This window comes from Pseudomonas paraglycinae, from assembly GCF_021601625.1.
Classification (GTDB): domain Bacteria; phylum Pseudomonadota; class Gammaproteobacteria; order Pseudomonadales; family Pseudomonadaceae; genus Aquipseudomonas; species Aquipseudomonas paraglycinae.
Map to the genome: position 1 here is coordinate 247,425 of NZ_BQHR01000004.1, position 12,968 is coordinate 260,392.

General features: G+C 59.2%; 12 protein-coding genes. 8 read left to right on the plus strand and 4 right to left on the minus strand.

Translation table 11 applies throughout. The features are described from left to right. Nucleotides 1–58 precede the first annotated feature (58 nt). The 4 genes from L6D82_RS07885 to L6D82_RS07900 all read left to right on the plus strand — a co-directional run bounded on the left by L6D82_RS07885 (nt 59) and on the right by L6D82_RS07900 (nt 3,931). Nucleotides 59–1,048: a heme utilization protein gene (locus L6D82_RS07885; RefSeq protein WP_102718818.1), complete on the plus strand. Its 990-nt coding sequence runs from the start codon at nt 59–61 to the stop codon at nt 1,046–1,048. Nucleotides 1,049–1,110: 62 nt separating this feature from the next. After that, the gene (locus L6D82_RS07890) at nt 1,111–1,791 is read left to right on the plus strand and encodes a C39 family peptidase (RefSeq protein ID WP_007957477.1); all 681 of its coding nucleotides are present in this window, start codon (nt 1,111–1,113) and stop codon (nt 1,789–1,791) included. Nucleotides 1,792–1,834: 43 nt separating this feature from the next. Next, nucleotides 1,835–2,581: a hypothetical protein gene (locus tag L6D82_RS07895; RefSeq protein WP_085745781.1), complete on the plus strand. Its 747-nt coding sequence runs from the start codon at nt 1,835–1,837 to the stop codon at nt 2,579–2,581. Between the two features lie 45 nt (nt 2,582–2,626). Beyond that, complete coding sequence (locus L6D82_RS07900) at nt 2,627–3,931, plus strand: transporter (RefSeq protein WP_085745782.1); 1,305 nt, start codon at nt 2,627–2,629, stop codon at nt 3,929–3,931. Nucleotides 3,932–4,013: 82 nt separating this feature from the next. On the opposite strand, the gene L6D82_RS07905 is transcribed toward L6D82_RS07900, so the two are convergent. Next, nucleotides 4,014–5,339 (minus strand): sigma-54 dependent transcriptional regulator, encoded by a 1,326-nt coding sequence (locus tag L6D82_RS07905; RefSeq protein ID WP_007957480.1) that lies wholly within the window; start codon nt 5,337–5,339, stop codon nt 4,014–4,016. A 345-nt stretch (nt 5,340–5,684) separates the two neighbouring features. Here L6D82_RS07905 and L6D82_RS07910 point away from each other — a divergent pair, with 345 nt between their 5' ends. The 3 genes from L6D82_RS07910 to nhaB all read left to right on the plus strand — a co-directional run bounded on the left by L6D82_RS07910 (nt 5,685) and on the right by nhaB (nt 9,103). Next, on the plus strand, nt 5,685–5,951 hold the full coding sequence (locus tag L6D82_RS07910; protein ID WP_085745783.1) for a hypothetical protein: 267 nt from the start codon (nt 5,685–5,687) through the stop codon (nt 5,949–5,951). 285 nt (nt 5,952–6,236) lie between these two features. Beyond that, on the plus strand, nt 6,237–7,526 hold the full coding sequence (locus L6D82_RS07915; protein WP_129972768.1) for an NHL repeat-containing protein: 1,290 nt from the start codon (nt 6,237–6,239) through the stop codon (nt 7,524–7,526). Nucleotides 7,527–7,600: 74 nt separating this feature from the next. Next, nucleotides 7,601–9,103: a sodium/proton antiporter NhaB gene (gene nhaB, locus L6D82_RS07920; RefSeq protein ID WP_102686237.1), complete on the plus strand. Its 1,503-nt coding sequence runs from the start codon at nt 7,601–7,603 to the stop codon at nt 9,101–9,103. Nucleotides 9,104–9,148: 45 nt separating this feature from the next. On the opposite strand, the gene L6D82_RS07925 is transcribed toward nhaB, so the two are convergent. From L6D82_RS07925 to gnd, 3 genes are read right to left on the minus strand one after another with little or no spacing between them, the layout of a single operon-like run. Next, entirely contained in the window at nt 9,149–9,958 is an 810-nt protein-coding gene (locus tag L6D82_RS07925) for an HAD family hydrolase (protein ID WP_102686238.1), read from the minus strand. Continuing rightward, nucleotides 9,955–11,478 (minus strand): glucose-6-phosphate dehydrogenase, encoded by a 1,524-nt coding sequence (zwf, locus tag L6D82_RS07930; protein WP_236188613.1) that lies wholly within the window; start codon nt 11,476–11,478, stop codon nt 9,955–9,957. Before zwf ends, L6D82_RS07925 begins: the two co-directional genes overlap by 4 nt. Beyond that, nucleotides 11,475–12,455, minus strand: coding sequence for a phosphogluconate dehydrogenase (NAD(+)-dependent, decarboxylating) (gene gnd / locus L6D82_RS07935; RefSeq protein ID WP_236188614.1), 981 nt, complete (start codon nt 12,453–12,455; stop codon nt 11,475–11,477). Before gnd ends, zwf begins: the two co-directional genes overlap by 4 nt. A gap of 272 nt (nt 12,456–12,727) precedes the next feature. On the opposite strand from gnd, the gene L6D82_RS07940 reads away from it, so the two are divergent. Beyond that, a complete protein-coding gene (locus tag L6D82_RS07940) occupies nt 12,728–12,910 on the plus strand; it encodes a DUF6026 family protein (protein ID WP_007957508.1) in 183 nt (60 codons plus the stop codon). Nucleotides 12,911–12,968: the final 58 nt, after the last annotated feature.

Genomic DNA, 12,968 nt, shown 5'->3' on the forward strand with positions numbered 1-12,968 from the left:
CAGTGCAATTAGAAAGTACCAACACTTAACCAACTAATAAGCACGACGGAGAAACACCATGAAACCTACAATGGCCCTCAAACCACTGGTTTTCGCACTCGCAGCAGTGATGGCAATCGCAGCACAGGCAGGCGGTCGTGATGATAATCACGGTCATGGTAACGGGCATGGCAACCATGAACCAAAAGGCCCAACCCTGGAACAACTGCTGCAAATCGGCGCTGGCGCCGGGGCGGCAGTGCTCGACACGCAAAGCAGCTCTGGCAACCTGGTCGGCAACCAAGGCACCAAAAATGATGCCTCCGTCCGCGACTCGGCCAATGGCACCAACGGCAACGTTGGCATGAACAACACCGCCGGCGATGGCAACCAGCAAGACAATGCCGCCGCTCTGGCCACTGCCGATGAAAGTTTCATCTTCGGCTCTGCGGTGTCGGTCTCCAGCGCAACTCAAGTCAACACCAACAACGCCGTTGCGAACTACTCCACCACAAACAACGCCAACCTCAACAACGTGGGTAACGGCGGTTCCGGCAACATTGGCGTGAACAACAGTGCCGGCAACTTCAACCAACAGAAAAACAACCTGGCAATTGCTGTATCGGGTGGTCGTGTAGCTAACGCCGCTGCTGCTGCGAACCAAACCTCCACTGGCCTGACCGTAGCCAACAACGGCACTCAAACCTACAAAAAAGATACCCTCACCGGTACTTTCGCCGGGGCTGGCGCGTTCTACGCGAAGGGCACTGCAAAAATCGAAGACGACGATCACGGTCATGGCGGATATGGCAATAACGACAGAGGCCATGGTGGCGACAAAGATCAAAAAGCCAAATTCGAAGCAGTGGGCGTCTTTGGCCTGGCAGGTGTGACCACTCAACAAGTGATGACCCCTGATGGCTGGAAAAACCCTGTGACCAACAACGCTTCCATCTCCAATGTTGGTAACAACTTCTCGGGTAACGCTGGTTACAACAACGCCGCTGGTGTTGGCAACCAACAAAGCAACTCGCTGTCCATCGCCGCAGGTTGCAAAGCCTGCATGTAATCGCGATCGAAACGAAAGCCCCGGAAACGGGGCTTTTCCTCAGTCCCAAAGGCGTATCGATCATGCGTAAGACTGCCCTCCTCGCTCTGCTTTGCTTCTGCGGCCTGACCCAGGCTGCCCAGATGCCCGTTGCCGCCCTGCCTGGCGGCACACTCGTCTACAAGAACGTGCAAAGCATTCGTGAGCGCAAGTTTGCCGACATCGTCGAACAGAAAACCGACTTCAGCTGCGGCGCCGCCGCACTGGCCACGGTATTGCGCCAGGCTTATTGGCTCGACGTCGATGAGGAGCACATCATCAAAGGCATGCTGGTCAACGCTGACCAGGACCTTGTTCGTACTCAGGGTTTTTCCATGCTGGACATGAAACGCTACATAGAAAGCATCGGCATGCGCGCCAGGGGCTACAAGATTCCGCCGGAAAAACTCGACGCAGTCACGATCCCGGTGGTGGTACTGATGGAAATTCGCGGCTACAAGCATTTCGTGGTGATGCAGCGGGCGGACAAGGATTGGGTTTACATCGGAGACCCGGTTTTAGGACACAAACGCTACTCCCATGATGACTTTGTCAAAGGTTGGAACGGCATTGTCTTTGCCATCGTCGGCCCCGGATATGACAAGGCCAATGCCTTGCGCAGCCCTCCGGTACCGGTGACGGCCAAAAACAAGCTGGATGCCTTCAACCCGGTCAAAGATGCTGAATTGATGGACTTCGGGTTCATACAGAGCGACTTCTTTTAATCGCCGATTACAAGAGTGGGGCTGGATGTCCCGGGAGCAGCAGATGAAAACCTCATACTGGCTGGCCGCCGCCTGCCTGGCAGCGAGCGCGTCAGGCTATGCCAATGCAGGATTCAAACCCATCGAAATCAAGGACCAGGAGCTCGCTGAGCTACGCGGTCGCTATGTCATGCCGGGCCGGATCATCAGCTTCGGTGTCGTCATGAGCAGTACCTGGCGCAACGCCAGTGGAGATCTGATCGGGGCCTCGGCCACGATGCAATTGCAGGCAGCTTCGGTAAAACCCGAATTCTACGTCTCGACCATCAAGGAACACGGCAATGGCAGTACCCCGGAACTGGGGACTGGCTCGGTCGTGGGTGGCGCGGGACTCAACTCCAGCCAGGGCGTGACGCAGAGTGTGCGCGCCGCTGGCGACGGCAACGCCGCCTACAACAACGTTGCGATCAACGTCAAAGAAGCCAGTCAGGCACCTGCACTGATGCCTGCCCAGGGCCAGGCCTTGATGGCCGGCCAGACCATTTCCGGCAGCAACGGCGCTGGCAGCGTCGCGGTTTCAGCCACAAATGGCGGAGTGCAAATGGCCATTCAGGCCTCCGGCAATCAGGGTACAGCCTTGCAACAGGTCGCCCAGGGCGGACTGCTGCAAAACACCCGTTTGCTGGGTAACGCGAACGTAGTCAACAACCTGACACAACTCAACGTTGTCCTTAACAATAACGGCATGAGTGCCGGCGCACTGGACTGCAACCTGACTCAACTCAGGGCACTACGCAACATCGGATATTGAACTACGCTGAGTCTCGATCATCGGGCTTAAAGGGACGGCTTATTCATGTATCGATCAGTATCACTGCGTGCCGCTGTATGTTTGAGTACTCTTCTACCCGCGGCGATGTTGCAAGCGGCACCCGACGCAGATGTAGAAGCCCTGAAACAGGAACTTCTGGAGCTGAAACAACGATACGAAGTACAACAAAAAGCCCTGGCGGTACTCGAACAACGGGTCCGCCAGGTCGAAGAACAACCCGCCTCCCCACCTCCTAAACGCCTGGCCAAATCGCCTTCGGACATGAAAGGCAACCGGGTGGCCGCAGGGACCGGGGCTGCAGCAGCGTCGGGGGGCGCCGCCGGGGGCAGTGGCGCGTCCTATGGCCAGTCGCTGGCCGACGATTCGCAACCGGCACAGAGTGTGTCCAACCTGTACGACGAAGCCAGCGGCTTTTTTGGCGGCGGCAAGTTCAGCTTTGAAACCGGCGTGACCTATTCACGCTACGACACCCGCCAGCTGATTCTCAACGGCTTCCTCGCCCTGGACTCGATTTTCCTCGGCAACATCAACCTCGACCGGATCAAGGCCGACACCTGGACCCTCGACCTGACGGGACGCTACAACTTTGACAACCGCTGGCAGTTCGACCTAAACGTGCCGGTGGTCTACCGTGAATCGACCTATCAGTCCGGCGGCGGCAACGGAGGGGCCTCAAACGTCACCACCGAACAGGACGTAAGCCGCGATCCGACTATCGGCGACGTCAACTTCGGCATTGCGTACAAGTTCCTGGACGAGTCGGTCAATACCCCGGACGCCGTGGTTTCCTTGCGGGTCAAGGCGCCTACGGGCAAGGACCCGTTCGGGATCAAGCTGCGCCAGACCGATGCCAACTCGAACCTGTTCGTGCCTGACACCCTGCCCACCGGCAACGGCGTCTGGTCGATCACCCCGGGCATCTCGCTGGTCAAGACGTTTGACCCGGCCGTGCTGTTTGGCAGCCTGTCCTACACCCATAACTTCGAGGAATCGTTCGACGACATCAGCTCGACCGTCAACCAGAAAAACCCGGGCAAGGTACGCATCGGCGACAGCTTCCAGATTGGCGCGGGTGTTGCCTTCGCTCTGAACGAGAAGATGAGTATGTCGTTCTCCGTCTCTGACCTGGTGCAACGCAAGAGCAAGCTGAAACAGGATGGCGGGGATTGGGAATCGGTGGTGTCCAGCGACGCCAACGCCGGTTACTTCAACGTCGGCATGACCATTGCGGCCACCGACAACCTGACCATCGTGCCCAACCTGTCCATCGGCATGACGGACGATGCCCCGGACTTCTCCTTCAGCCTGAAATTCCCGTACTACTTTTAAACAGCAACATCATGAAAAGGCCCGCTGCGACTTGCATCGCAGCGGGCCTTTTCAGCTTCCTGTCTTCAGGAAGCACCGCGCCCTAGCGGATCTGGTGCTTGTGCAGCAAACGGTAGAAGGTCGGCCGGGAAACCCCCAGCACTTTGGCCGCCACACTGAGATTGTCACTGTGCCGGTTCAATACGTCGCACAACGCCTGGCGTTCGGCGCGGGTCTTGTAGTCTTCAAGCGTGCCCATCGGTGCAGCGATCGACTGTTGGCTGATCAGCCCCAGGTCTCGGGCCTCGATCTGCCGTCCTTCGGCCAGTACCAGACCGCGGCGTACGCGGTTGGCCAGCTCGCGGACATTGCCCGGCCAGTCGTGCTTGCCCATGGCAATCAGCGCATCTTCACTGAAGCTGCGCGGACGACGGCCGGTTTCGTGACTGTAGAAATGGGAAAAATGGTTGGCCAGCATCGACAGGTCGCCGTGGCGTTCGCGTAACGGCGCGGTGACTACTTGCAGCACATTGAGCCGGTAGTACAAGTCTTCACGAAAGCGTTTCTTCTCGATGGCAGCTTCGAGATCGACGTGAGTCGCCGCCAGCACCCGCACATCCACCGGTATCGGCTGACTGCCGCCCACCCGTTCAATGTGTTTTTCCTGCAGAAAGCGCAACAGATTGGCTTGCAGTTCCAGCGGCAGATCGCCGATTTCATCGAGAAACAAGGTGCCGCCATTGGCTGCTTCAATACGCCCGACCTTGCGTTGATGCGCACCGGTGAACGCGCCTTTCTCGTGGCCGAACAGCTCGGACTGGATCAAGTGTTCGGGAATCGCTCCGCAGTTGATCGCCACAAACGGTTTGCTGTGGCGTTGCGACTGTCGGTGCAGGGTGCGGGCGACCAATTCTTTACCCGTCCCGCTTTCGCCACGAATAAGCACTGGTGACTCGGTGGGCGCCAGTTTGCTCAGCAACTTGCGTAGCTCACGGATCGGTTTGCTGTCGCCGAGCAGCTCATGTTCCGGCTGATCCACGTGAATCGTGCCCTGACCGCGCAGGCGCGCCATGCCGAACGCGCGGCCAAGGGTGACCTGCACCCGTGACACGTCGAACGGCAAGGTATGGAAATCGAAAAACCATTCGCAGACGAAATCGCCGACGTTCTGCAAGCGCAGCACTTCCTGATTCAGCACGGCGATCCATTCGGTGCCGCTGCGGCTGATCAGCTCTTTGACGGCTTCGGGGCGTTCCAGGTGAAAAGGCTGTAACCGCAACAGGCCGACATCGCAGCTTCGATCGGCGGCATTTTCCAGGCTACAACTGTCGACGTCCCAACCCACGGCACGTAAACCAGGGAGCAATCGGTGACAGTCGTCGCACGGGTCGACGACCAATAAACGTCTTAATGCAGGCGCTTCGCTCATGACTGTTCCTTGGCGCCAAATTTTAGGAAATGATCGTAAAAACAGTCATTTGGCAAACCTGACTGTTACATTAGCAAGAATTTGACGGCGTCTTGTATCGATTGCTTATAGATGTACAAGTGAAGCAGTTATAAGAAGCCGGTTTATTAGTTAGCTATCGACTTGATTCTTTCGCCAGGCTTTCAAAACCTGTCTGAATATTGAGTGTATGAAAGAAAGTCGAAATTTCTTCAGATTCTGTGTGACCCGCCAGCGGGTTGCGTGCATCAGTACAAGTAACTCGCCGAACGGTAAGCCCAACCGACGGCACATCACTTGATTGGGCACTAATAGAGAGAAGACCCCATGACCGCCCCGCTCCGTATCAACGAAGCTCTTTTGATTGCCAACCGCGCATTTAAACCTTTTCAATGCGTCGCCTGGGCACCACAAGACGGCAATGGCGAACTGAGCCTGACCGTCATCGACCGCACCAACTCTCACATCGGTCGTACTCAGATTCCAAGCAGCGCCTACTCCGATCCGGCGCAACTTGAATACCTGCTGCAACAAGCCCGCGCCGAACTGAGCGAAGAAGGTTACGCGCTGCAATCGTGGTCGATGCCACACTGATATTTGCGGGCAATGCGGATGACGATCAAGTCATCCGCCCTCTTCTGTAAGTTGCGAATCTTTTTCCAACTTCAGTCTCTTTGTACAACTTTCCTCAATACTTTCGCGCCTGAATGCTTGGCAGGCTTGCGACTGGTTCAAAAAGACACTGTTCTGGCACAGTGCGACCCTCCACCTGTTAGTTCTGTCAGTTGTACTTGCGCGTATTCAGGGATTGAATGTTCCGCTCATGCAGTTACCCGTTCCGCCTCCCGGAAATCGGTCGACTCGCAAGGAGAAGCATGCATGTCATCCCAGATCGCCATAGCGCTGCCGACGCTTGCGAATAACGCCGGACAACTCGACAAGGCCTTTTCCAGCAACGGTGTGGCGCAGGTCTACTTCTCCGGCAGTACGTCCAGCCTGACTCAGAGCGTGGCGCTCGATGGGCAAGGTCGGATTCTGGTCGCCGCCAAGGTGGGCACCGCTCAAGGCAGCCGTTTCGGTCTGGCCCGCCTGCTCGAAGACGGCTCGGCGGATCTGGAGTTCGGTTTTCAAGGCAGCGTGATCGGCCGGTTCGCTGCCGGTTTCGAAGCCACCGGCAGCAAGGTGCAGGTCTTGCCAGACGGGCGGATTCTGCTGGCGGGTCTGCACTACGAATCGGAACATCGCTCCCTGCCCGCCTTGGCTCTGTTCGATGCCCAGGGCCGCCCTGACCCGGATTTTGGTGACAACGGCCGGAAAATTGTCCGCCTACCCGGCGACCTGTCCATGGGCACCCGAGATGCCTGGCTCCCGCCGGGCGTTCCGGGCGCCGAAGCCTGTGATTTCGCGGTGCAGCCCAACGGGCATATCCTGCTGATCGCCAACCATCACTTCGAACTGGCCGATCACGTCGGCATACTGATTCGCCTCAAACCCGACGGCCGCCTGGATCCCTCCTTCAACGGTCGCGGATTCGTCATGGTTCGCCACTTGCTGCTCAATACCTGGCTCGGCGGCCTGCTGTTGCAAGAAGACGGAAGAATCGTGGTGGCCGGCTCCATCGATTTCCCACAGGAAGGCCTGCTCGCCCGCTATCTGCCGGACGGGCAACTCGACGAACGCTTCGCAGTAGACGGTTTTCTGGCCTTCAAAGTCCACGGGCGCAGTGCGCTGGTCAATCAGGTCATCGAATCGGCAGAGCATCTGCATTGTTTTGGCAGCAGTCGCGATCCGATCCGATGCATGGCGCAGTCTGTTCACGGCAACGGTCGCCCCGACCTGCACTGCAACGGTGGTCAGCCACACCTGCTGGAAGTCGGCCCAAGCGGATGTCAGTGGAGCGCGGCACAAGTGATGCCGGACGAGCGCATCATCGCGGTCGGCGCGACGATCGGCGGGGTTGAAGCTGACTTTATCGTCGCCCGCTATCTGGCCAACGGCAGCCTTGATCGAAGCTTCGGTTCCGGTAATGGCTGGTTGCGTACGCGGCTGGGGCGCAGCCTCGATACCGCTACTTCAGTGGCGATTCAAACGAATGGCGAAATTCTGGTGGGCGGTTATACGCTGGATGGCAACCACCGTGCAGTGGTCGCACGTTATCTGAATCACTGATGCGAACCTTCCCACACTTGATCTTGCCCATCGCTTACGGCAACTTGCGCGCTTCTTAATACAAGGAGCAACCAATGTCCGGTTCGATGGCCCAGGCGTTCGCGCACAACTTTCTCGGGCATTCACCCCGCTGGTACAAGGCGTGCATCGTCGGGTTTCTGCTACTCAATGCGCTTGTGCTGTGGGCCGCAGGTCCCGTCGCCGCCGGATGGTTGCTGGTGATCGAGTTCATTTTCACCCTGGCCATGGCGCTCAAGTGCTACCCGCTGATGCCTGGCGGCTTGCTGCTGATCGAAGCACTGCTGCTGAAAATGACCACGCCGCAGGCGCTGTACGAAGAGCTGCAGCACAATTTCCCGGTGATTCTGCTGCTGATGTTCATGGTCGCCGGCATCTACTTCATGAAAGACCTGCTGCTGTTTCTGTTCTCGCGTCTGTTGCTGGGCGTGCGTTCGAAGGCGCTGCTGGCCCTGATGTTCTGCTTTTTGTCGGCGTTTCTGTCGGCATTTCTCGATGCGCTGACCGTGACCGCAGTGATCATCAGCGCCGCCGTGGGCTTCTATTCGGTTTATCACCGGGTGGCCTCCGGCAACGATCCGCGCCAGGACAGCGAATTCAGCGATGACCAGCATCTGCCCCAGCTGCATCATGAGGATCTGGAACAGTTTCGCGCCTTCCTGCGCAGCCTGTTGATGCACGGCGCCGTCGGTACTGCATTGGGCGGGGTCTGCACCCTGGTGGGCGAACCGCAGAACCTGCTGATCGGCCATGAGATGGGTTGGCACTTCGCCGAATTCTTCCAAAAAGTCGCGCCGGTGTCGCTACCAGTGCTGGTCGCGGGACTGGTGACCTGCCTGCTGCTGGAGAAACTGCGCTGGTTCGGCTACGGCACGCTGCTGCCGGACAACGTACGCGTCGTGCTGGCTAACTACGCCGCTGAAGACAACGCAGAGCGCACCCCGCGCCAACGCGCCGCCCTGCTGGTGCAAGGCTGCGCTGCGCTGATCCTGATTGCCGGGCTGGCGTTCCATATCGCTGAAGTCGGCTTGATCGGCCTGATGGTGATCGTGCTGATCACGGCTTTCACCGGCATCACCGACGAGCACCGACTGGGCAGCGCCTTCAAGGACGCCATGCCGTTCACCGCGCTCTTGGTGGTGTTCTTCGCCGTGGTGGCGGTGATTCACGACCAGCAACTGTTTGCGCCGCTGATCCAGTGGGTGCTGGCACTTCCGGCCGATCAGCAGCCGGGGATGCTGTTCATCGCCAACGGTCTGCTGTCGGCGATCAGTGACAACGTGTTCGTTGCAACAATCTACATCACTGAAGTGAAACAGGCGTTCCTGTCCGGCCACATGAGCCGCGAACACTTCGAGACGCTGGCGATTGCGATCAACACCGGCACCAACCTGCCGAGCGTGGCGACGCCCAATGGTCAGGCAGCATTTCTGTTTCTGCTGACGTCGGCGATTGCACCGCTGGTGCGCTTGTCCTACGGGCGGATGGTGTGGATGGCGTTGCCCTACACCGTGGTGATGGGATTGCTCGGCTGGTACGCCGTGAGTTACTGGCTGTAGAAACAACAACGGGAGCCCTGGGGCTCCCGTTTTTTTATGCTTCGATCAGCGCGGCAAGAGGTACTTTTCGATGGCCTGCGCTACGCCATCCTCTGTGTTCGACCCCGTCACCACGTCGGCCTGACGCTTCACCGCGTCCTCGGCCTGCCCCATGGCAATCGACAACCCGGCAACATGGAACATCGCCGGATCATTGCCGCCATCGCCAATTGCAGCGGTCTGCGCCAGCGGCACGCCCAAATGCGCGGCCAAGGTTGCCAACGCAGCGCCCTTGTTGGCGTCCAGCGCCGTCACGTCAAGGTACACCGGTTGCGAGCGCGACACCTGTGCCAACCCTTCGACCTTCGGCAGCAACTGCGCCTCCAGTTCGATCAGCAGTTCAGTGTTGTTGCTGGTCGCCACAATCTTGTCGATACGTTCCAGATACGGCTCGAAGCTCTCCACCACCACCGGCGGATAACCGAGCCCGTGCTGCTCGCGCGGCACCATCGGCCCGTGCGGATCCTTGAGCAGCCAGTCGCCACCGCTGAACACCCAGATTTCGACATCCGGCTGATCGGCGAACAACGCCAGTGCAGTCAACGCTGCTGTGGCCGGCAGGTAATGCGCAACCAGAATGCTGCCATCCGGATTGACGATCGTGCCGCCATTGAACGCCGCGGTCGGCAGGTCGACGCCCAGCGCTTCGATCTGCTGCAACATGGCTTTGGGCGGACGCCCGGTGGCCAGGCTGAACAGCAGGCCCGCCTCGCGCAGCGCACGAACGGCATCGATGGTGCGCTGGCTCAGACTGTGATCGGGCAGCAACAGCGTGCCGTCCATGTCACTCAACAGAAAACGGATCGGCTCACTCATCCGAGACCATGCCAGACGCGACCATCGCGAGTCAGCAGGTCATCGGCGGCTTTCGGCCCGTCTTCGCCAGCGGCGTAGCTCTGCACGCTCGCGTTCTGTTGCCAGGCGTCGAGGAACGGCTGCACCGCGCGCCAGCCGTTCTCGATGTTGTCAGCGCGCTGGAACAGCGTCTGGTCACCGGTCAGGCAGTCGTAGATCAGGGTTTCGTAGCCGGTGGACGGCTGCATTTCGAAGAAGTCCTTGTAGGCGAAACCCAGCTCGATATTGGCCATGTTCAGCGCCGGCCCCGGCCGCTTGGCCAGCAGGTCGAACCACATGCCTTCGTTGGGCTGGATCTGGATACGCAGGTAGGTCGGCTGCAATTCGTCGACCTCGGTATCGCGGAACTGCGCATACGGCGCGGGTTTGAAGCAGATGACGATCTCGGTGTCGCGCACGCTCATGCGTTTGCCGGTGCGCAGGTAGAACGGCACGCCGACCCAGCGCCAGTTGTCGATCATCACTTTGAGCGCCACGTAGGTTTCCGTGGTGCTGTCGGGCGAGACGTTGTTCTCGTCGCGGTAACCGGATACCGGTTTGCCAGCGACTTCACCGGCGCTGTATTGACCGCGCACCGAGTTTTCCCGTGCTTCCTCGGTGGTCCAAGGGCGGATCGCACCGACGACCTTGGCCTTCTCGCCGCGCACCGCATCGGCGCCGAACGCCGCCGGCGGTTCCATGGCGACCATGGCCAGCAACTGGAACAGGTGATTGGGCACCATGTCCCGCAGGGCGCCGGTGTGTTCGTAAAAACTGCCACGGGTTTCGACGCCGACGGTTTCGGCGGCGGTGATCTGCACGTGGTCGATGTAATGGTTGTTCCAGAACGCTTCGAACAGGCTGTTGGAGAACCGGCTGACCAGAATGTTCTGCACGGTTTCCTTGCCCAGATAGTGATCGATCCGGTAGATCTGCTTTTCCGACATGACCTTGAGCAGGCAGGCGTTCAACGCCTCGGCGGTTTGCAGGTCGGAGCCGAACGGTTTTTCGATCACCACCCTTCTGAAGGCTTCCGGGGTTTCTTCGAGCAATCCGGCGCTGCCGAGACGGCGCACCACTTCGCTGAAGAAACGTGGCGCGGTGGCCAGGTAGAACACCGCATTGCCAGTACCGCTGTCGGCGATTTTCGCCGCCAGGGCTGAATAGGTGCTGTCGTCCAGGAAATCGCCCTGGACGTAGCTGATGCCTTTGGCGAGCTTGGCCCACAAGGCCGGATCAAGCATCTGATCGCCCTTGCCGACCTTCGCTGCCACTTCGGTGCGGATGAAGTCTTCGAGCTTTTGCGCGAAGGCTTCATCGGTGATGGCGTTGTGATCAACGCCGACGATCCGCAGACCCTCATCCAGCAGGCCGTCGCGACTCAGGTTGTACAGCGCCGGCATCAGCAGGCGCTTGACCAGATCACCGTGGGCGCCGAACAAAAACAGCGTGGTCGGTGGCGCGGGTTCTGCCTTGGATTTCCTGCGGATCGTATGGGTCATTTCTTCGGTGTCTCCACATGGCCGCCGAAGCCGAAGCGCTGGGCCGAAAGAATCTTGTCGCCGAAAGTGCCCTGACCGCGCGAGCGGTAGCGCGAGAACAGCGAGTTGGACAGCACCGGTACCGGCACCTTTTGTTCCATTGCCGCTTCGATGGTCCATTGACCTTCGCCGCTGTCGGCTACGGAGCCAGAGAAACCGTCGAGTTTCGGGTCGACCGCCAGGGCATCGGCGGTCAGGTCGAGCAGCCAGGACGACACCACGCTGCCACGACGCCAGACTTCGGCAATGTCAGCCACGTTCAGGTCGAAACGCTGATCTTCCGGCAGGAGCTCGCTGGACTTGGTCTTGAGGATGTCGAAGCCTTCGGCGAACGCCGCCATCATCCCGTACTCGATCCCGTTGTGGATCATCTTGACGAAGTGACCGGCACCGGCGGGACCTGCGTGGATGTAGCCGTGCTCGGCACGGTGGTCATCGGACTTGCGGTCCCTGGTGCGCGGGATGTCACCCATGCCCGGCGCCAGCGCGGCGAACAGCGGATCCAGACGCTTAACGGTCTCGGCATCGCCGCCGATCATCATGCAGTAGCCGCGCTCCAGGCCCCAGACGCCGCCGGAGGTGCCGACGTCGATGTAGTGCAGGCCCTTCTCGGCCAGGGTTTTGGCCCGGCGGATGTCATCCTTATAGTTGGTGTTGCCGCCATCAATAATGGTGTCGCCCGCCTCGAGCAGCGTGCTCAGGGTTTCGATGGTGTCTTCAGTCGGTGCGCCGGCCGGCAGCATGACCCACACCGCACGCGGCTTGGCCAGGCCTGCGACCAGTGCAGGCAGGTCGGCGGCGCCGGTAGAGCCCTCGGCGGCCAGGGTGTCGACAAAGGCGGTATTGCGGTCGTAAACAACGGTGGTGTGACCGTTGAGCATCAGACGTCGCGCAATATTGCCGCCCATGCGGCCCAGTCCAATAATCCCGAGTTGCATGTGCTGATGCTCCTTACTACAAATAAAAGTGTGTCAAAGGTATAGCCCAACGCGACTAATGGAGGTTAGTCCAGAGCGTCGGGTTGAAGTTTCCGTGCATTGTGCCCGATCCAGACTGATAACGTCGGGAAACGTGTCGAAGACACAACGACCATGAAAAATAAAAAAGTTCCATTCACGAGCAAAAGAAATCAAAATCGGCGCCGATAGCAGTTCAAGGCCCGAAACCGGGGCTGATCTGCAGTTGAGACACGCCATTTGCGAGGTGAGCAATGGGCACAGTACATACAGCAATGCCGCCACAAACCCTGTACGTCACCATCCGTCGCGATGAATTGCGACAGTTGAAAGATGAACGCGATCAGCTCAAGCAGGAACTCGCGCAATTGCGCCTGCTGACCCAAGGCGCCGAGCCACAGCCCTTGCCGCGCGTACAGCGCTCGCCCCACGCCTGATCTCCCCGCCCGCTTCGGGAGCGGCCATTGCCGTTCCCGACATGCTGCACCTCCTGCC